The sequence below is a fragment of the Synechocystis sp. PCC 7509 genome (genome assembly GCF_000332075.2).
Taxonomy (GTDB): Bacteria; Cyanobacteriota; Cyanobacteriia; order Cyanobacteriales; family Chroococcidiopsidaceae; genus Aliterella.
The window spans coordinates 3,433,814-3,452,977 of record NZ_ALVU02000001.1; the positions used below are offsets into that span (position 1 = coordinate 3,433,814).

Annotated in this window: 20 protein-coding genes and 1 tRNA gene; 12 read left to right on the forward strand and 9 right to left on the reverse strand. The window is 41.6% G+C overall.

The features are described 5' to 3' along the window. Positions 1 to 104: 104 nt before the first annotated feature. Positions 105 to 2,081 (reverse strand): molecular chaperone DnaK, encoded by a 1,977-nt coding sequence (gene dnaK, locus SYN7509_RS0217190; RefSeq protein WP_009633365.1) that lies wholly within the window; start codon positions 2,079 to 2,081, stop codon positions 105 to 107. A 97-nt stretch (positions 2,082 to 2,178) separates the two neighbouring features. Beyond that, positions 2,179 to 2,889 carry a nucleotide exchange factor GrpE gene (grpE, locus tag SYN7509_RS0217195; RefSeq protein WP_227501566.1) on the reverse strand — a complete coding sequence of 237 codons (711 nt, stop codon included), beginning with the start codon at positions 2,887 to 2,889 and terminating at the stop codon, positions 2,179 to 2,181. Positions 2,890 to 3,299: 410 nt separating this feature from the next. Between grpE and SYN7509_RS0217200 the strand changes: the two genes are divergently transcribed. The 4 genes from SYN7509_RS0217200 to SYN7509_RS0217215 all read left to right on the forward strand — a co-directional run bounded on the left by SYN7509_RS0217200 (position 3,300) and on the right by SYN7509_RS0217215 (position 8,465). After that, positions 3,300 to 5,297, forward strand: a complete 1,998-nt coding sequence (locus SYN7509_RS0217200) for a GspE/PulE family protein (protein ID WP_009633367.1) — start codon at positions 3,300 to 3,302, stop codon at positions 5,295 to 5,297. Positions 5,298 to 5,378: 81 nt separating this feature from the next. Beyond that, positions 5,379 to 6,509 carry a type IV pilus twitching motility protein PilT gene (locus SYN7509_RS0217205; RefSeq protein WP_009633368.1) on the forward strand — a complete coding sequence of 377 codons (1,131 nt, stop codon included), beginning with the start codon at positions 5,379 to 5,381 and terminating at the stop codon, positions 6,507 to 6,509. A 72-nt stretch (positions 6,510 to 6,581) separates the two neighbouring features. Next, positions 6,582 to 7,811, forward strand: coding sequence for a type II secretion system F family protein (locus SYN7509_RS0217210; RefSeq protein ID WP_009633369.1), 1,230 nt, complete (start codon positions 6,582 to 6,584; stop codon positions 7,809 to 7,811). 93 nt (positions 7,812 to 7,904) lie between these two features. Next, complete coding sequence (locus tag SYN7509_RS0217215; RefSeq protein ID WP_009633370.1) at positions 7,905 to 8,465, forward strand: hypothetical protein; 561 nt, start codon at positions 7,905 to 7,907, stop codon at positions 8,463 to 8,465. Between the two features lie 31 nt (positions 8,466 to 8,496). Here SYN7509_RS0217215 and bioU read toward each other — a convergent pair whose 3' ends face one another. Next, a complete protein-coding gene (bioU, locus tag SYN7509_RS0217220; protein WP_009633371.1) occupies positions 8,497 to 9,504 on the reverse strand; it encodes a (S)-8-amino-7-oxononanoate synthase BioU in 1,008 nt (335 codons plus the stop codon). Between the two features lie 346 nt (positions 9,505 to 9,850). Here bioU and SYN7509_RS0217225 point away from each other — a divergent pair, with 346 nt between their 5' ends. Genes SYN7509_RS0217225 through SYN7509_RS0217235 form a run of 3 tightly spaced genes read left to right on the forward strand, consistent with a single transcriptional unit; the run spans position 9,851 to position 10,934 of the window. Beyond that, positions 9,851 to 10,060, forward strand: coding sequence for a DUF2997 domain-containing protein (locus SYN7509_RS0217225; protein WP_009633372.1), 210 nt, complete (start codon positions 9,851 to 9,853; stop codon positions 10,058 to 10,060). A 44-nt stretch (positions 10,061 to 10,104) separates the two neighbouring features. Continuing rightward, positions 10,105 to 10,491, forward strand: a complete 387-nt coding sequence (locus SYN7509_RS0217230) for a DUF1257 domain-containing protein (RefSeq protein ID WP_009633373.1) — start codon at positions 10,105 to 10,107, stop codon at positions 10,489 to 10,491. Further along, a complete protein-coding gene (locus SYN7509_RS0217235) occupies positions 10,491 to 10,934 on the forward strand; it encodes a ferredoxin (RefSeq protein ID WP_009633374.1) in 444 nt (147 codons plus the stop codon). The genes SYN7509_RS0217230 and SYN7509_RS0217235 overlap by 1 nt, the downstream gene beginning before the upstream one ends. A gap of 78 nt (positions 10,935 to 11,012) precedes the next feature. On the opposite strand, the gene SYN7509_RS0217240 is transcribed toward SYN7509_RS0217235, so the two are convergent. Continuing rightward, positions 11,013 to 12,197 carry an RNA-guided endonuclease InsQ/TnpB family protein gene (locus SYN7509_RS0217240; protein WP_009633375.1) on the reverse strand — a complete coding sequence of 395 codons (1,185 nt, stop codon included), beginning with the start codon at positions 12,195 to 12,197 and terminating at the stop codon, positions 11,013 to 11,015. A gap of 51 nt (positions 12,198 to 12,248) precedes the next feature. Between SYN7509_RS0217240 and tnpA the strand changes: the two genes are divergently transcribed. Continuing rightward, positions 12,249 to 12,650, forward strand: coding sequence for an IS200/IS605 family transposase (gene tnpA / locus SYN7509_RS0217245; protein ID WP_009633376.1), 402 nt, complete (start codon positions 12,249 to 12,251; stop codon positions 12,648 to 12,650). 249 nt (positions 12,651 to 12,899) lie between these two features. Here tnpA and SYN7509_RS0217250 read toward each other — a convergent pair. Further along, positions 12,900 to 12,972, reverse strand: a tRNA-Phe gene (locus SYN7509_RS0217250). 78 nt (positions 12,973 to 13,050) lie between these two features. Continuing rightward, on the reverse strand, positions 13,051 to 13,926 hold the full coding sequence (locus SYN7509_RS0217255) for a metal ABC transporter permease (protein ID WP_009633377.1): 876 nt from the start codon (positions 13,924 to 13,926) through the stop codon (positions 13,051 to 13,053). A gap of 162 nt (positions 13,927 to 14,088) precedes the next feature. Here SYN7509_RS0217255 and SYN7509_RS0217260 point away from each other — a divergent pair, with 162 nt between their 5' ends. Next, positions 14,089 to 14,793 carry a Nif3-like dinuclear metal center hexameric protein gene (locus tag SYN7509_RS0217260; protein WP_009633378.1) on the forward strand — a complete coding sequence of 235 codons (705 nt, stop codon included), beginning with the start codon at positions 14,089 to 14,091 and terminating at the stop codon, positions 14,791 to 14,793. Here the strand turns inward: SYN7509_RS0217260 and wecB are convergent. Further along, entirely contained in the window at positions 14,766 to 15,887 is a 1,122-nt protein-coding gene (gene wecB, locus SYN7509_RS0217265) for a non-hydrolyzing UDP-N-acetylglucosamine 2-epimerase (RefSeq protein WP_009633379.1), read from the reverse strand. The two genes, SYN7509_RS0217260 and wecB, sit on opposite strands and share 28 nt — an antisense overlap. A gap of 25 nt (positions 15,888 to 15,912) precedes the next feature. Continuing rightward, entirely contained in the window at positions 15,913 to 16,326 is a 414-nt protein-coding gene (locus SYN7509_RS0217270; RefSeq protein WP_009633380.1) for a hypothetical protein, read from the reverse strand. Positions 16,327 to 16,388: 62 nt separating this feature from the next. Here SYN7509_RS0217270 and SYN7509_RS0217275 point away from each other — a divergent pair, with 62 nt between their 5' ends. Then, complete coding sequence (locus SYN7509_RS0217275) at positions 16,389 to 16,970, forward strand: DUF1802 family protein (protein ID WP_009633381.1); 582 nt, start codon at positions 16,389 to 16,391, stop codon at positions 16,968 to 16,970. Between the two features lie 431 nt (positions 16,971 to 17,401). On the opposite strand, the gene SYN7509_RS31560 is transcribed toward SYN7509_RS0217275, so the two are convergent. Beyond that, complete coding sequence (locus tag SYN7509_RS31560) at positions 17,402 to 17,644, reverse strand: type II toxin-antitoxin system VapC family toxin (RefSeq protein WP_009633383.1); 243 nt, start codon at positions 17,642 to 17,644, stop codon at positions 17,402 to 17,404. An 88-nt stretch (positions 17,645 to 17,732) separates the two neighbouring features. Here SYN7509_RS31560 and SYN7509_RS0217290 point away from each other — a divergent pair, with 88 nt between their 5' ends. Further along, positions 17,733 to 18,203, forward strand: coding sequence for a tetratricopeptide repeat protein (locus SYN7509_RS0217290; protein ID WP_009633384.1), 471 nt, complete (start codon positions 17,733 to 17,735; stop codon positions 18,201 to 18,203). Between the two features lie 35 nt (positions 18,204 to 18,238). After that, positions 18,239 to 19,120: a YihY/virulence factor BrkB family protein gene (locus tag SYN7509_RS0217295; RefSeq protein ID WP_009633385.1), complete on the forward strand. Its 882-nt coding sequence runs from the start codon at positions 18,239 to 18,241 to the stop codon at positions 19,118 to 19,120. Positions 19,121 to 19,164 lie beyond the last annotated feature (44 nt).

The following is a 19,164-nucleotide window of genomic DNA, read 5'->3' on the forward strand; positions in this document are numbered from 1 at the left end:
CGTTTATAGATAAAGTTTACGGATAGAGCGGAAAGCTAATAGCTATTAGCGTTAGTTCTCTTAATTAAATGTAGACAAATAACTGCAACTACAACAAGCCTACTTTACTCAATTGCTTCATAATCAACGGTTACTGTGCTATCTTCTTCGGCAAAGTCTAGATCGAATACTTCTGCGGTTATTGGTACAGAAGCCTTGGTAGACTGGGGTATTGTTTCTTTGTTTTGCGGTGAAACTGTAGTTTCTACGAAGTCGTGCGCTCCTGAAGAATTAGCTTTTTGATAAACGCTTGTGCCAATTGTGAGCAATAACTGCTGGAATTGGTCTAACTGTTGTTGGACTCTGTCTATTGTAATTGCCGGATCGTTGAATAGTCCTCGCAGCAAAATTACGCTTGCGTCTGCTTCACCCTTCAACGCTTCTGCAACCAAAGAGCCGTTGTCTTTTAACGTGGACTCGTAACTGTAGATCAAATTTTCTGCTTGATTTTGTAAATCGATTAATTCAATGCGTTTTTTATCTTGCTCTGCATATACTTCAGCTTCAAGGCGCATCCTTTCTATTTCGCTAGTAGTTAATCCTCCAGTGCTTGTAATCCGAATGCTTTGTTCTCGACCTGTGCCTTTGTCTTGAGCAGCAACTTTTAATATACCGTTGACATCAATTTCAAAACTTACCTCAATTTGCGGCATTCCGCGCGGAGCAGGGGGAATCCCGGCTAAAACAAATCTACCCAGGCTTTTATTATCTGTTGCCATCGCCCGTTCGCCCTGAAGGACATGAATTTCTACAGAAATTTGTCCATCGGTAGCTGTAGAAAATATTTGGGCTTTACTGGTGGGAATTGTCCGATTGCGTTCGATTACTTTAGTAAATACTTCCCCTAAAGTTTCAATTCCCAGCGATAGCGGCGTGACATCTAATAGCAATACATCTTGAACTTCGCCACCCAAAACGCCACCTTGAATTGCTGCTCCTAAAGCTACAGCTTCGTCGGGATTAACTGATTTATCAGTAGCTTTGCCACCAAAGAATTTTTGTAGCGCATTTTGCACCGCCGGAATCCGCGTCGAACCGCCAACTAAAATTACTTTATCAATGTCTGAAGGCTTGAGTTCACAATCTTTAAGCGCTTGTACCATTGGTTCGATAGTTCTCTCTACCAAGTGTCCAGCTATCTCCTCAAATTTGGAGCGGCTTAGTTCCATTGCTAAATGCTTTGGCCCTGTGGCATCGGCAGTAATGAAGGGTAAATTGATTGACGTTGATCCCAGCGCGGAAAGTTCTATTTTGGCTTTTTCTGCGGCTTCTCTAAGCCTTTGGGTTGCCATATTGTCTTGAGACAAGTCAATTTGCTCTTGTTCTTGGAATTGGGATAGCATCCACAAAACTACACAGTTATCAAAATCATCGCCACCCAGATGATTGTTACCAGAGGTGGCTTTAACTTCAAATACTCCCGATCCTAGTTGCAGAATTGAGACATCAAACGTGCCACCCCCTAAGTCAAATACCAAAATTTTTTGTTCTTGATTGAGCTTATCTAACCCATAGGCAAGGGCGGCGGCGGTGGGTTCGTTGACAATGCGGAGAACTTCTAATCCGGCAATAGTGCCAGCATCTTTAGTAGCTTGCCTTTGAGCATCAGTAAAATAGGCTGGTACGGTGATTACTGCTTGGTCTACCGTTTCCCCCAAAAAATTTTCCGCATCTTGTTTGAGCTTGTACAAAATCATCGCCGATATTTCTTGAGGGGTGTAGTTGCGCCCGCGAATTTGCACATCTACCGTATCGTCTCGCCCTTTCACGCACTTATAAGTGACTCTTTGGCGTTCGCTAGCCGTATCATCCCAGCGCCGACCAATAAAACGCTTGATACTATAAATTGTATTTTCCGCATTGGTCACGGCTTGGCGCTTTGCCAATTGACCAATTAAGCGATCGCTACCTTTACCAAAGGCTAATACACTTGGGGTAGTGCGTCCGCCTTCGGAATTAGCAATGATTGTTGGTTGACCACCTTCTAAGATGGCAACACAACTATTTGTTGTGCCTAAGTCGATACCGATGACTTTTCCCATACTTAGTAGCAGTTGTTTTCAAGGGTTAGTGGGTGGGAAGTGGTGTTTACAAGGCTTAGAAGTTAGAAGCGGGGAAAATTTTTTGAGTCAAGACAAGCTAACTTTCTTCTGGAGAAGTTGCCGAATTTTCTTCTGAGGTTACCACGGACTCTATAGGAGCCGCAACTTTGACCATAGCGTGGCGCAAAATGCGATCGCCTAAGAAGTATCCGCGTACTAATTCCTCTAATATCGTACCTTCCGGTTCAGCGCTGGGAGCGCGCATGACAGCTTCATGAAGACTAGGGTCAAATTCCTTCCCTTCGGGGCGCATGGGGGCAACTCCCAGGCGTTTGAGACAGTCTACCAGTTGTTTGTATACGCTTTGATAACTTTTATGAATGTTCATCTCCGCGTCGGTTTGGGGTTTAAGTTGCGATCGCGCCCGTTCAAAATTATCTACTACTGGCAGCATCTCCGTAATTGTATTGCCTTTAATTTGCTGTTCTAACTCGTCTTTTTCTTTTTGAGAGCGTTTGCGGAAATTATCAAAATCTGCCACAATTCGCAAATATTGGCTGGTACGTTCTTCTACTTGAGTTTTTAGCGCTTCTACTTCTTGTTCTTTTTGGGCTAATGCTTGTTGATAATTGCCATTATTTTCACTAGCCGAGGCGACAGTATTTTCATCTAGGGGGATTTCCTCCCTTGATAAATTAGCTGATTCGACGACTTGGGGATTTTCCTCGCTATTGGCATCAAAGTTAGAATTCATTTTTGCTGGTGTTGTCTCCATTGTTACTTTTGAGTTTTCTAGGGGTTCTGTAATTGACTTAGTGTATTGTTTGTTTATTTTTCCTCAACCATTATGCACTAATCCTAGATGCTCAAAACTGTTCTTTAAGAGGCATATTTTCTTCATTTACTTTCTCTAGGATGCACCAATTAACCCTGGAATAGCAAAGTTTTAAAAATAAATTGCCCGAAAAAGACATTTTGTTGCTATTCGATGGCTAGAACCTCTTTTCTAGCCGCCTCCAAGGTCTAAGTTGACTTACAATTAACCAAACAGAAATTTGTATTTAGATTATTCCAGCCATTTTTGGCAGCCTTAGACAGCTAAAACTTCTTCCTAGGTTTATTTATTTATATTTTTTGCCACAAAATGCTTTTGCATAGCAACTCTAACCTAGGGTTGGGGCATACTCTATCTATAGCAACTTTTATCACAAATTATTTATGACTTACTCCCCACAGCAGCGACGAGCGCTAATTGTTAAAAATGACCTATCTCCTTTTGGCAATAAAGTAATTGAAGCGGGCTATGCTAACCGCGATCAAGTGCATCAAGCTTTAACAGAGAGCCGCAAATCGGGAAAATCTCTGACAGATTCTTTAGAATCGATTACGGGGAAACAACTCACCCCCGACTTGATTAGACACTATAAAAAGCAGCAGTTATTTGAACTAAAAATTCTTTACGGGGTTGAATTCCTCGATCCCGAAGTTAGTGAAACTAGCATCCCTGCCGCCGGAAACTTAATTGATACTCTCATTCCTGTAGATGCTTGTCGTCGCTATCGGTTAATTCCTTTAGCCAAAAATGATACTTCACCGCCTTCGGTGCTGGTGGCGATGGTCGATCCTGATAACCTAGATGCTCAAGACACTTTGAACCGAATTTTGCGCCCCAAAGGGTTGAGCCTCCAAAGGATGGTGATTACCCAAGAGGACTTTCAGCAAATCCTCTCCAAATATCTAGACGAGCAAGTTGAAAAACAAAAGCTGATAGATATAGAAAAGTCCGTTGATGTAAAATCCGAACTCGAAAATCTGGACTTGCAAGAGGACCCCGATGACGTAGACGCAGATTTGGGGGCGGCGGTGCAAGATGCGGGGGCGGCTCCCATCATTGCTTTAGTAAATAAAATTCTTGTCAAAGCGCTGCAAGAAAAAGTTTCTGACATCCATATCGAACCCCAAGAAGAACATCTGCGCATTCGGTTTCGTAAAGATGGCGTGTTGCGTAAAGCTTTTGAGCATCTGCCCAAACAAATTGTCCCCGCCGTTACCGCCCGGTTTAAGATTATTTCGGACTTAGATATTGCCGAACGGCGGATGCCTCAAGATGGACGCATCCGCCGAATGTTTGAAGGGCGCAAAGTAGACTTTCGAGTTAGTACCCTACCTAGCCGCTACGGGGAAAAAGTCGTGCTGCGGATTTTAGATAACGCTTCTACCCAGCTTGGCTTAGACAAATTAATTAGCGACCCTGTAAGCCTCCAAATTGTCCGAGATATGGCAAGTCGTCCCTTTGGGTTATTGCTCGTTACTGGGCCTACAGGCTCCGGCAAATCCACCACTCTATACTCAGTCCTCGCCGAACGCAACGATCCGGGCGTAAATATTAGTACCGCCGAAGATCCAATTGAGTATTCCTTACCAGGAATTACCCAAGTACAGGTAATTCGGGAAAAAGGCATGGATTTTGCTTCAATTTTGCGCTCCTTCTTGCGCCAAGATCCTGATGTAATATTAGTGGGGGAAACTCGCGATAAAGAAACAGCTAAAACGGCAATTGAAGCGGCTTTAACCGGACACTTAGTTTTAACTACTCTCCATACCAACGATGCCGCCGGAGCAATTTCGCGGTTAGACGAAATGGGTGTAGAACCCTTCATGGTATCGGGTTCGCTCTTGGGGGTAGTTGCCCAACGTCTAGTACGGCGCGTTTGTGTTCAGTGCAAGATTGCTTACACCCCAACGGCGGCAGAACTTGCTAGATTTGGCTTATCAAGTTCTTCTCAAGAAGTCGCAATTAGTCTTTACAAAGCCAATAGTTTACAACCAGAACAAATCCAGCAAGCTCGAAATACTGGGGAACTTTGCTCAAACTGTAGTGGAATAGGTTACAAAGGACGTTGTGGTGTTTATGAAGTTATGCGGATCACCGAGCGGTTGCAAACTTTGATTACTGAAGGAGCGCCCACCGAAAGGCTCAAAGAAGTTGCCGTAGAAGAAGGAATGGTCACTTTGCTAGCTTATAGCCTCAACTTGGTAAGAGAAGGAAGTACAACTTTGGAAGAAGTAGAACGAGTAACCTTTACCGATTCGGGATTAGAGTCTGAACTCAAAGCCAAACGCAAAAGTTCTTTGGAATGCCGTAATTGCCATGCTCAATTACAACAAGAATGGTTAGATTGTCCTTACTGCATGACTAATCGTTTTCAAGAATAAACAATTTTAAGTTTAAGATTTGCCCTAAAACAACGACGTTGCTATTTCCAGCCTTAAATATATTTAACTAGGAGAAAAAACATGGAGTACATGATTGAAGACTTAATGGAGCAAGTAGTGGAAAGTGGTGGCTCCGACTTGCACTTATCGGCGGGTTTACCTCCCTACATTCGTGTCAGTGGCAAATTAACGCCCACAGAACACGAACCATTGACCCCAGAACAATGTCAGCGACTAATATTTAGTATGCTCAACAACACCCAACGCAAAAACTTAGAGCAAAACTGGGAACTAGATTGCTCCTATGGTGTAAAGGGGTTAGCTCGCTTCCGGGTAAACGTATATAAAGATCGCGGTACTTATGCGGCTTGTTTGCGGGCTTTGTCTTCCAAAATTCCGGCGATGGAATTATTAAATTTGCCCAACATCGTCCGGGAAATATCCGAAAAGCCCAGAGGACTTGTACTGGTAACGGGGCCGACGGGATCGGGTAAGACTACAACCCTAGCTTCCATGATCAATAATATCAATATGACTCGCTCCGAGCATATTTTGACGGTGGAAGATCCGATCGAATTTATCTACGAACCACTGAAAAGTTTGATTCACCAGCGTCAAGTGGGAGAAGATACGAGAAGCTTTGCTAACGCTTTAAGAGCAGCTTTGCGCGAAGATCCAGACGTGATTTTGGTAGGAGAAATGCGCGACTTAGAAACTATCCAGTTGGCAATTTCGGCGGCGGAAACTGGTCACTTAGTATTTGGAACTTTACACACAAGTTCTGCCGCTCAAACTGTTGACCGGATGGTGGATGTTTTCCCTCCTGAGCAACAACAACAAATCCGCGTCCAGCTATCTAACTCTTTGATTGCCGTATTTAGTCAAACTTTAGTATCTAAGAAAAAGCCTAAACCTAACGAATTTGGACGGGTAATGGCGCAAGAAATTATGATTGTTACCCCGGCTATTTCTAACTTAATTCGGGAAGGCAAAACCGCTCAAATCTACTCAGCAATTCAAACAGGGGGTAAGTTGGGAATGCAAACTTTGGAGAAAGTGTTATCGGACTTGTACAAAGCTGGAACTATCTCTTTTGAAGCTGCGATGTCTAAAACGTCTAAAGTTGATGAGTTACAGCGTTTGATTGGTGGAGTTCCGGGAAGCGCAACACCAGGCGCAAAACCAGGAATGGCGGGTATGCAAGCTCGTTAGTTTTCTCTAGAGATGTTATAAAAGCTTCTCTATTTACTAAGTTATCTATTACAAATTATTAGGAGAAAGGCTATGCCTACCTACGTTGCCCGTGTTCGAGATTCTAAAGGGAATGCGAGAAAAGAAAAAGTTATTGCAGCTTCCCCCTTTATAGCCCGTTCCAACTTACGGGAAAGAGGTCTTGTAATTCAAGACTTGAAGCAAGCTCAAGAATTTAAACTAAGTGGAGATTTAGACCTCAGTCAATTTACCGCCGCTTTGGCAAAAGTTTCTGTTAAGGACAAAGCGGTTTTTTCCCGTCAGTTTGCGGTGTTGACCAATGCGGGAGTAGCGATCGTTCGCAGCCTTGGGGTACTAGCTGAACAAGCGCCTAACCCAAAGCTAAAAAAAGCCTTAATTGAAATTAGTGAGGACGTGCAGCAGGGAGTAAACCTTTCTGATGCAATGCGCAAGCACCCGCAATGTTTTGATAATTTGTACGTCAGCATGGTGCAAGCAGGAGAGGTTGGCGGTGTACTTGACGAAGTTATGAATCGTTTATCTAAGTTGTTGGAAGATGTCGCAAGACTACAAAATCAAATTAAATCCGCTTTAGCTTACCCGATCGCTGTGGGCATATTAGCTTTACTGATTTTCTTGGGTATGACAATATTTCTAATTCCAATTTTTGCGGATATTTTCAAACAATTAGGCGTAGAGTTACCGCCTCTAACGCAGTTTATGCTTACCATTAGCGAAACAATTACAAGTTGGAAGGTTTTTATTCCGATTGTTGTATTTATGGGTAGTAGTTTCTTTTTGCAGCAATACTACAGAACTCGGCTTGGTCGAGAAACCATAGACCGCCTTTCTTTAAAAGTACCTTTGTTTGGCGACTTGATTCAAAAATCTGCCGTAGCTCGTTTTAGCCGGACTTTTGGCGCTTTGACTCGTTCAGGCGTACCGATTTTGACGGCTTTAGAAATTGTCCGCGATACGGCGGGAAATCAAGTAATTGCTAATGCTTTGGATGCTTCAAGGTTAGAGATTCAGCAAGGTGGCATGATTAGTTTGGCTTTGAAGAAAGATGCAGTTTTTCCAACTATGGCGATTCAAATGATTAGTATTGGTGAGGAAACTGGGGAATTAGATCAAATGCTGATGAAAGTAGCTGATTTTTATGAAGACGAGGTAGAACAAGCAGTAAAAGCGCTTACCAGCGTCATCGAACCAATTATGATTGTGGTTTTAGGCGGAATGGTAGGAGTAATTTTGCTATCAATGTATTTACCAATGTTTAAGGTATTTGAAACTCTAGGTTAAAACAAAAAAGTTGTGTAGGGGAGACTAACACCCCTGCAATTTACCTTTAGTTCTAAAGGTTTTTGTTTGCCTAAAAAATAGCTAATTTAAAATATGACGAGTAAAAAATCTGATTACGAACAGTTATTGGCACAATACAGCAATCCAGGATCTGCGATCGCACTTCTCAAGCAACACCGTCCTTATTTAGAGGCTATTCCTAGTCTCCGTCGCGCTGAAGAAAGTTTAATTACTATTCCTTTACCAGTTGTGCGCTTGCGTCAACCCGCTTCTAGCTTTTCTGAAAAAACTACGGAAACTAGAATGCTACCTTGTGAAGTGGCTATATTAATGTGCGATCCAGAATGGAAAATCAAGACAGGCATAGAGCTTTTTGTTTTTATTCACCGCCCTGATGAAGATTTTTCTGATTTACTGCGGCGCTGGCGACAAATTCAAGTTTGGCTAGATAAGGATTATGAATGGGTAATGCCTCCCCGCTACAAACATATCTTTAGTGAAGGAGCTAATGCTATTCACCCTTTGTTTGTGGTCTTTCCAGAAACTCCAGAAAGAATAAAAAAAGGCTTGCAAGGTGCAAATTTGCCTTTTGTGCCGCAAGTAATTACGGCGGATAATGAAGAAATAGCTTCGTTGACCAAAGAAAATGTTTAGAGAGACGTTTCGGTGAAACGTCTCTACAATTCTATTTGACAAACTGGGGCATAATTTCCGCCGCCGTAAATAAACCGTAAATTCCCCGCTTTTGCAGTCCAATTCCGGCTTTGAGATAACCAAAAGCAGTTCCGCAAACGTTTGCTGCCATGCTGGTTTCGTCTCCTAGAGTAAAAGTATGAGTGGAAATTTTGCCTTCAAAGGTTCTACCCGTTACCTGAACATTGGTGCTGAGGGGTTTTTTGGGATTACGAGTATCGACTACGCCTCCAACAGTAACGCGATCACGATCGCATATCCCAGCTAATTCCAACATCACATCGTCGGCGTGTTCCATATTTTCTAAAGTTAATACGCCATTAGTTTCATCTAGCAAAGCTTCTACTTGTGCGTCAGTCATGGCTCTTGCTCTTTCGACGCTATAACCTGGTAAATGAGCGATATCTTCTCTAATTGTTGCTCTATAAGCTTCCCAGTTGGCAATTCCTACGCCAAAGGTAATTTTGACGCTATGAACTTCGGCGTAGCTTTGGGCCGCTAAAACGGCGGCGGCGGTTAGTAATCCTGGTGTTGCGCCACAGCCTGTTAAATAGGTAATTTTGGCAGCTTGGAAGTCTGATTTTAAGGCTAATAGTTGCTCTACAGCGCTTGTGCGTTTGATTGCGTCTACTAATACTCCTTGCCAATGCGATCGCATAAACATTTGCGCTACAGACGCTATAAAGGTATTTGGCAAGTTAGGTAAGGCTAAAAAATAACCATCTACTTCCGAGTTTTCGATTAATTCTTGAATACTTTGGTTACTGAGTATTCCCTCGGCTTGTAAATATCCTACCGAGCCTTGAGAGCTATAAGCACTAATACATTTATCTACATTTAACCCTTGGGGGGCGTAAGCATAGCCTTTGAGATCGGCTACTGCTACTAAAATCATCTCGCTTTTGGGGGCAATTAATTTAGCCGCCGCTTGTCCTAATCCACCAAAACCCAATACTCCTACGCGCATTGGAGTAGTAAAACTTTTAATATCGGCACTCATGCCTGTTACCCATACTGAACGAATTTTAATTATCGTAAACTTTTGCCGCTTTATTTCGCCTCTTTTAGCGCAAAAATTCCTTTATTTGTAACGTTAGAAAGCGATCGCGCTAATTGTAAAGTTTTTTATCTCCCTTGACGGCAGCGTATAGTTAAGGGAAACTTACATATAACTAATGCCACCGCTCAGTTATTTATAATTTTTGTATCTTTTGGATTCTATCTAATTTGATAGATGAAAAAGTAAGCTACATAGCTGACAAATTAGTTATAAGCAATTTTTGCTTAAGTTATGTAAATTTTTAGTACAGTTATGTAATTCTATGCTGTAGGAAATTTAGCGATATATGGAAACTTTAGAGTTTGTTATTTATCCAGACGGTAGAGTGATGGAAACAGTTACCGGAATTATTGGCGCTTCTTGTGCGGAAGTTACCGCAGCCATTGAAGCCCAGTTAGGAACAGTAGTTGACACAGAACAAACCTCAGACTTTTTTACCGCTCAAGTTTATCAAACTAACGTTACTACAACTCAAAATGCCTTGAATTCGTGGTAGCTTATATTTTTTATTTTGTTTAGTCTTCTTTACTTACAAACACCATGTCACATTTTAGCCAAATCAAAACTCAAATCCGCAACTTAAACTCTTTACAAGCTGCGCTTACGGATTTAGGAATTAAGTGGAAAGCCGAACCTGAGACAGTACGGGGTTATCGGGGACAAAGCCGGGAAGCGGCGATCGCAATTGAGCAAGAAAACGGCTATGATTTAGGGTTTAGCTGGAATGGCAAAGAATACGAATTGGTAGCGGATTTACAATATTGGCAACAACCTTTATCCGTTAAGGGTTTCTTGCGCCAGGTAACTCAACGTTATGCTTACCATACAGTAGTTAACGAAACAGCAAAGCAAGGTTTTCAAATTTCCGAACAACAACAAAATACCGATGGTTCAATTCGGCTTTTAGTGCAGCGTTGGAGTAATTAATGGCTGAATTTGGACAAGAGCGCTCGGAATTAGAACCAGAATTAGGGGGAATTTTTCGAGACAATCCGGAGCGTTCTGGTTTCGAGCCAGAATTGGGGGGTATAGTCCGGCAAAATGGCGTATATGTAGATGAAGTAATCTGTATTGGTTGCAAGCATTGCGCCCATGTAGCCCGAAATACCTTTTATATTGAGCCAGATTATGGGCGATCGCGGGTAATTCGCCAAGATGGGGACTCAGAAGAATTAATTCAAGAAGCCATTGATACTTGTCCAGTCGATTGCATCCATTGGTTAGATTATACAGAAGTCAAAAAACGCGAAGAAGAACGCCAATATCAAGCAATTCCGCTAATTGGATATCCCGTAGATGAGGCGGTAGTTGCGGCACATAGGCGACGCAATAAACAGGAAAAATTAGCTCGGAAAAAAGGAAAATATTAGAGAAGTTAAAAAAGCGGTTGTTTAATACAATCGCTTTTTTGTTTAATATATAGCGATTGTATATGTTTTTTGACATACTCACTGGGCTGAAGCCGCAGTGATTCTTGACGCTTCAACGACGGATGCTACCAAAGTAGTCTTACTCTGTCTCTGCGTCCGTTTAGAGTCGTGCCTATGCCCAGTGCCGACTTTGTTTATATTTTTAGCTGCATTCTCATCGCGATCTTGTTGAATACCGCAATTGATGCAAAGTACAGACCTTATTGATAGGTCTAGCTTCCCCCATTTATAGCCGCAATCGTTACATATTTGGCTAGTGGGTTCCCATCTACTGATTACTCGAAAGTCTCTGTTATATTTTTCTGCTTTAGCTTCACAAAAAGTCCTAAATTCACGCCATCCTAAGAGACTAATTGCTCTAGATAGTTTGCGATTTTTGACCATACCAGAGACATTCAAATCTTCTAAAATTATTGTTTGGTTCTCACTAACAACTTTAGTAGATAGTTTATGCAAAAAGTCTTTACGAGTATCAGCTATTCGATTGTGGGTTTTTGCTATCTTTAGGCGGGTTTTATTCCTATGCTTAGAATTTTTTTGTTGACGGGCTAATTTCTTTTGAAATGAGCGAACTTTACGATCTAACTTTTTATAGCTAGGGCTTACTGCTTTAGTTCCGTCAGACATCACTGCAAAGGTTTTAATACCTAAATCAATCCCGATGCTTTGATTAATAGCTTCTGTAGAAACTGATTCAATTTCAATTACAAAGCTTAAGAAATAGCGGTCGGCACAATCTTTAATGACGGTTACTGAACTTGGCTCAGATGGCAAAGCTCTTGACCAAATAGGCGTAAGATTGCCAATTTTAGCTAAATAGACAGAACCATTTTTAATGCTAAACCCAGAAGTCACAAAGGTAGCCGATTGCTTGTTAGTCCTCTTTTTAAATTTGGGATAACCTACTTTTTTACCTTTTCTTTTGCCTTTGCAGGAATCAAAAAAGTTTTTGTAAGCGGAGTCTATTGCTTTTAAAGACTGTTGCAAGGGGACTGAAGATACTTCAGACAACCATTTACGCTCATCAGTCTTTTTAGTTTGAGTTAACAATCCAGCTAATTTGTTGTAGCCCAGATACTTATCCGTCTCTTTGCTAAAAGCTAGGGCATCATTCCAAACTACTCGCACACAACCAAACAATGATCGCAGTCTCTTTTGCTGTTGGTTTGTCGGATAGAAACGGTATTGATACCTAGCTTTCATTGCTTATGCTAAAATTGGTCTACAGCTATATATTAACTTGGTCTACAGTAAATGACAACCCAATTACGCAGGGAAAGACACTCTGTTTCTAGCCTTAAAATACATTTGGTGTGCGTAACTAAATATCGTCGGTCGGTGTTTACTTCGGAAAGCCTTAGTTTGATTGAAATATCATTTAATGAAGTGGCAAAAAAAATGGATTTTCAGGTACTTGAATTTAATGGAGAATCTGACCACATCCATGTACTAATTGAATTTCCCCCTAAGCTTTCTATCTCTCAAATGGTTAACGCGCTAAAGGGAGTATCTAGCCGCCGCTACGGTCAAGCTGGACACCCTAAGCCTTATGGAAAGGAAGCTCTCTGGAGTCCATCGTACTTTGTTAGTTCTGTTGGTGGTGCGCCTATTGAGGTTCTGAAAAAGTATATCCAGAATCAAGAAAAGCCGTGCTGAAGCAACGGGGTTTTTACCCACTTTTCTGATAATCATTTTCCGTCGCAAGGCCTTGCGCCCCTACAAGTCCACAATTGATTAGACCTCCGGTATGAATAGTAATAACTCCTCTGTTCTATAACTTTTACACCAATTATTTACACAAACGTACTCAAAAAGCACCAATAATAGTACGGAATTACTATAAATCAATCTTTTCAAGATAGGCTGAAAACCCTTGAAGTGACTGAATTGCTTGTGTTTAATTAATGCCAGGACGCAGATTTGAACTGCGGACACGAGGATTTTCAGTCCTCTGCTCTACCAACTGAGCTATCCCGGCGCACAGCAACTTGTGTTTTGAGTGCTTTATTAAGCTAGCAAATATAGATAGTTTTGGCAAGCAAATAATCAAAAAAACTTAAGCTGTCTTGATTATCAACTTAGCAGTACCAAAAATCGCCAAAAATAGCACAAATTGCACCAAAACAATACTAGGCCCGGAAGCTAAGTTGAATAAACCAGATATCACCATTCCAGCGAGGCTACTTATTGCCCCAAGAAATACAGATAGAGTGAGAAAGCGTGTAAAGTGATGGCTGAGAAGTTTGGCGCTAGAAGCAGGAATGACTAAAAAAGCATTGACTAGCAACACTCCTACAGCTTTAATTGCTACGGCGACAGCTAGAGACAGCAAAACTACAAAAAAGTAACGATATAACTGTACAGGAATCCCCTGAACTTGCGCCACTGCTGGATTGAGAGTGAGTAATATTTGCTGGCGAAGTGTAGACAATAAAAAAACCGCCGCACCTACTAGCACGATCGCAGTCAAAATTAAATCAGTAGTATTAATGGCAAGAATATCGCCAAATAGTACCGCCATTAAGTTACCGCGATAGCCTTTAATTAAGCTTGTCAGGATAACACCGACAGCTAAAGCCCCCGATAAAACAATGCTAAGTACGTTGTCACTAGCTAAATCAGTTTGATCGATTAAATACAGCACCACTAAGCCAAATACTAAAGTAAAGGGCAAAAGCATTAAAGTGGGTTCTATATGCAGTAATACGCCCAAAGCCACACCAATTAAAGCCGCATGACCGACTGCATGGCTAAAAAACGATAGTTGACGTAAGGTAACAAAACTCCCTAGTAAGCCGCCTAGGAGTCCCATTAATACCCCACCAGCGAGCGCTCTTTGCATGAAAGGAAACTGTAATAGAGTTACTAAGTTTTGAATATTAGTTACAGCAAAATAGAAATCAGGATTAAACATCAGCAAAAATAAACGCATTAATACCCTTAGTGTGAGGCAATTTCGCTTTTGTTATGGTGAAAATTATTTTAAAGCGCGATCGCCCTATAGCAATCCGTTTTGATTTATAAACATTTTCCGTAGGGGCGCAATGCATTGCGCCCCTACACGTTCGTAATTGATGCGAGGATCGCCCTAGCAATGATAATTACCCATTCTCAAATTCATCTAGACGATATTGCTCAGTTTCTCTCTAACTTTTTTAGGGTAGATCGTTTTAGCAATGACCAAAATGGGGTGTATATACCATCAGAAAGAGCGATCGCCCGTTTTGGACTTGCCTTAGAACCTTGGTCAGAACTCGCTGCCTGGACGCAGCAAGAGCGCTTAGACGGGCTATTTTTACATCGCCCTTGGCAAATGCCAACGGTTGATATTGGTGTAATTGCTTATCATTTAGCTTTTGATGAATCTTTAACTATTGGTTTTAATCCTCGCCTCGCAACGGTACTAGAAATATCTAATTTGGAAGTGCTAGGGGAAAAAGAGGGACGCGCTATTGGGATGATAGGAGACATTGAGCGCCATAGTTTCGATAAATATTGCGATCGCCTCAACCAAATTTTTCATGGGTGCGATCGCGTAATTCCCGGCACTACAGGCGATATTTCGCGGGTGGCGGTGGTGGGTGCAATGACAGATGTTTTAGTCCGCGAAGCTAAAGATCGAGGGGCAAATATTTACATTACCGGACAATTGAGGCAACCAGGTAAACTAGCTTTAGCTGAAACTGGGATTAGTTGCGTAGCTATTGGACACAGACGCAGTGAAGAATGGGGATTGCGGTCATTATCTGGCTTGCTGCGCGATCGCTTTAGTCAATTAGAGGTTATTTTACCTAAATAATTTTCCACAAGTTTCAAAATCCGTTCTGACGCATGACCATCACCAAAAGGATTAATTGCTGTAGACATTTTTTGATAAGCAGTTTCATCGCTTAATAATTCCTTTGCATTCGAGACAATGACATCGGGATTAGTGCCTACAAGCTTTGCCGTACCTGCTGTTACAGCTTCCGGGCGTTCGGTAGTTTCCCGCAATACTAATACAGGTTTGCCTAAACTTGGCGCTTCTTCTTGTAATCCGCCGGAATCAGTTAGTAAAAGATAGGATTTGGCGATCGCGCCGACTAATTGAGCATAATCTAAGGGTTCTGTTAAAAATACTCGCGGATGATTGCCTAATAGTTGCTGTAAAGGTTCGCGCACTGTAGGGTTGCGATGCAAGGGTAATAGTAAAGCTGTATCGGGAAATAATTCTAATAATTGTAAAAAGCTTTGAGCAATATCTTGAAGTGGTTCGCCCCAATTTTCCCTTCTATGCACGGTTGCGAGTAAAACGCGGTATTTTGACCAGTCTAAACCCTTGATATCGCAAGCTGGTTGACGTTTGGCGACAGCGAGTAAAGCATCAATAACGGTATTTCCTGTATGGTGAATTTCCCCCACAACTCCCGAACGTTGCAGATTTTCCACTGCTAAAGTTGTGGGTGCAAAATGCAATTGCGTAAGCTGCGAAATTAACCGCCGATTGGCTTCTTCGGGAAAGGGATTAAATAAATCGTCGGTTCGCAATCCTGCTTCAACGTGACCTACAGGAATTTGTTGATAAAATGCTGCTAAAGTCGCTGCAAAAGCTGTAGTAGTATCGCCTTGAACGATGACAAAATCCGGCTTATTTTGTTTAAACAACTTCTCTAAACCGCGTAAACTACGTTCGGTAATATCTGTAAGCGATTGTCCCGCTTGCATAATCTCTAAATCTTTATCGGCTTTGAGGTCAAATAGCTGCATTACTTGTTCGACCATTTCTCGATGCTGACCTGTTAAAATTACCTCCACGTCTACAGATTGGGCTTTTTGAAACTCTTGAATTACGGGAGCAAGTTTAATTGCTTCGGGGCGCGTACCTAAAATAATATTTACTTGGGGTTTAAGCATATTCCTTTAATTACTGATTAAATTTCTAATCGATCGCATAAGTCAGCCAGGTAAAAACACCATTTTTAGCCACTTTCGGCAATGCCAAACGCCAAGTTTTACCTTCTTTTTGGCGCTGCAAATAAAGATCGAAGGGGTTTTTCTGTTGGCTTATTTTTTTTGAAAACTTAGACGCAGGAATACTCCCGCGCTCAAGTTTCCGCTCAATTGTAAAGTCATAAGTACCTTGGATTCGATAACCTGTTAATTTGTCAATGCTTAATGGCTGCTTTTGGGTAATATTTACTTGGGAAATGTCCAATTTACTAACGTTTTGCTGTAACTGCTGTTGAAGTTGCCGAGTTTGCAAAGCGATCGCATTAGTTACTATTTCTCTGTTTGGTTCTCCGCTAATACAACCTGTCAGCAATAACACTAAAACTAAAATTAACCGCCACATAACTACTTTTATTGCAAGTTTCCAGCGTTAGTATAAGCTTGAGAACCCAAATAATCCTATCTATGTCCTCAATTAGTCACGCACTCAAAGAATGGGCGATCGCCATTAATGCCTTAGAACAAGGTAAAACAATTATGTTGCTGCGTAAAGGCGGCATCAAAGAAAGCAATGGTAAATTTGTTGTCCCGCGCGATCGCATTCTCCTTTATCCCACTTACGAACATCAACAACCAGCACTTTTAAAACCTGAGTATCAAAGCAGTGTTACCCCCGTAGCTTCCGGCTGGCATCCTCAGCAAGTTACTATATCTAGCTGGGCAGAAATTACCGATGTTTTGCCTGTCAGTGAAGAAAATACAGTAAAAGCGCTTTTACCTTTCCATGTCTGGAACGAAGAATTTATCACAACTCGCTTAAAATGGAAACCGCGCCAACCTATCTACATTCTGTTACTACGCACTTACAAGCTACCAGTACCCCAAGTTATCGATTATCGTACTGAATACGGCGGTTGCACGTCTTGGGTCGATCTAGGTTTGGGTATTGATTGCGATCGCACTTCCCCAGTTTTGCTAGATGATACTTATAAACATTTAACTACCGAAATTCGTCAGATAATCGGCAGTAACTTAACTTTTGCTTAAATATTTTATATCAATCCTAAATAGACTTCTTGCGTAAATAATTTTTTGCCCCCCTAACCCCCCAATTCTGGGGGGAGACAGAGTTTGAAATCCCCCAAAGTTGGGGGATTTAGGGGACGATCTTAAGATTCATTCAAGAGGTCTAATAGACGGCGTTTGAGTAGCAAGTGTGACAAAAACCACTCTAAGAGCTTTTAGCCAAGTTAAGTCAACGAGCGCGCGTGGGCTTTCACCGGTGCGAGATCGCACTTGAAATTTTTAGACCGCCTGTATAATTAGTAATTCTATACTTATTAAAACTTTGCTATGACAGAGTTTCAGGCAAAACATTTTTTTTCTCCGTTGCTACTCCAACCCCATTTCAGGCTTTGCAGTTGGGCAATTAAGGCTGATTCTAGTTCGGCTTCGATTTGAGTAGTCATAGATGAATGCTAGGTAACTGTTTGAATGTCAGTTTTAGAAAAATCGTCGCCTTTAAACAATAATGACTGATTGAGATATTTGGCGATCGCATAACTACAACAATCACCCCACAGTCCGCTCGGACTCTGCTCATAGCCCAATATCTCATCGGGAGTCCGCTCGTCAATTACTGGTAAACTTTCACACCTTTTAATAATTTGTTGAATGGCTGAAAATTTTTGGGATTTTTTGAATTCCGACTTGCTTATCATGAGAAAGGAGTATTTTGCACAAACGAGCTACTTCTACGCAAATTCTAATAAAGTTACTCTCGTTACAAGTAATGGATAAAAGCTATAAATGATTGAAACCTCTGGACAAACTCATCTAATTGCGGCGGTTGTCGTTGCTGCGAGCTTGATTGCACTTGCTTTTTTTGTGTGGGAAGGAATAACAATGGCTTCTCTGTACGATCGCGGTGTCAAGTTGTACCAAAAAAAAGACTATAAAAGTGCGGAGTCTGTTTTTGTCAACGTGCTTTCTAGACATCCTAGTAACGATATTGCTCGTCTGCTGTTAGGCGAATCGTTAATGGGGCAAAATAAAATAGAGGAGGCGGTGACTCAGTTTACAACGTTGATTGCTCGCGCTCCCAAAAATGCTGAGGCTCAAGTTAGATTAGCAACGGCTTTTATGAAGTTAGAAAAGTTACCAGAAGCAACGCTATCTCTAGAAAAAGCCCAAAATTTATTTAAGTCCCAACGCAACGAGCAAAAATCTGAGCAAATCGAGCAGTTATTGCAGAGCATTTCTGCTAATAAAAATATCTAAATATACTAATTTTTCCTTGGTACGCCTGCTAACTTATGCGCGCAATTCGCTTTATTAGGTTTTTTTACTATTTGCGTTGGGCGACAATCATCAAAACTATTGCTCGTGTAGGCGAACGACGGCTACTAGGATTGTCTTCAGAAATTGCTTACAATGCAATGCTATCGTTATTTCCAGCTATTTTGGCTATCTTGACAGCGATCGGTTTATTTGAAGAATCGTTGCAATCATTTTTTCGAGATTTAGCCGTGCAAATTAGTAAAGTTGCCCCCGATGAAGCTTTAGTATTAATTCGGGATTTTGCCAGGCAAATTACCCAAACCAAAAATACAGGCTTATTTTCTCTGAGTTTTATTGTGGCAATTTGGGCAGCTAGTGGGGCATTAAGTGCGGCGATGAATGCTTTAGATCAAATTCATCAAATTCCTGCTAAACAGATACGTCCTTTTTGGAAAGCAAAAATTATCTCTATTGGCTTAACTATTGGCACAATTGGTTTGCTTGTATTAGCTTCTTTTTTAGTTTTTATTAGCGATTGGTTGCTGAACTATTTTGTCCGTGAAAGTGGTTTTTACATCTTATTAGTTGTTTGGCAACTGCTGCGCTGGCCCTTGGCTTTAGCGATTGTTTCGGCGGCTTTTGCTTTTGTCTACCGTTATGGGCCAAGTGTTTGGGATGCTGGTACACCAATTATGCCCGGAGCTTTCTTAGCGGCGGTTTCTTGGGCGTTGGTATCTGGTTTATTTCGGCTGTATGCGTCCAATTTTGGCAACTACAATCAAGTGTATGGCGCAGTGGGAGCGGTAATTGTTTTGATGCTGTGGCTGTATATGAGTGCTGTAGTGCTTTTAGTGGGCGATCAATTAAATGTTACCGTGGGCGAAGCCATGCGATCGCCAAAAATTTCCGCTTCCTAAATCTAGCTGTAGCTAGAGCGCGATCGCCACTCAATTATATTTGC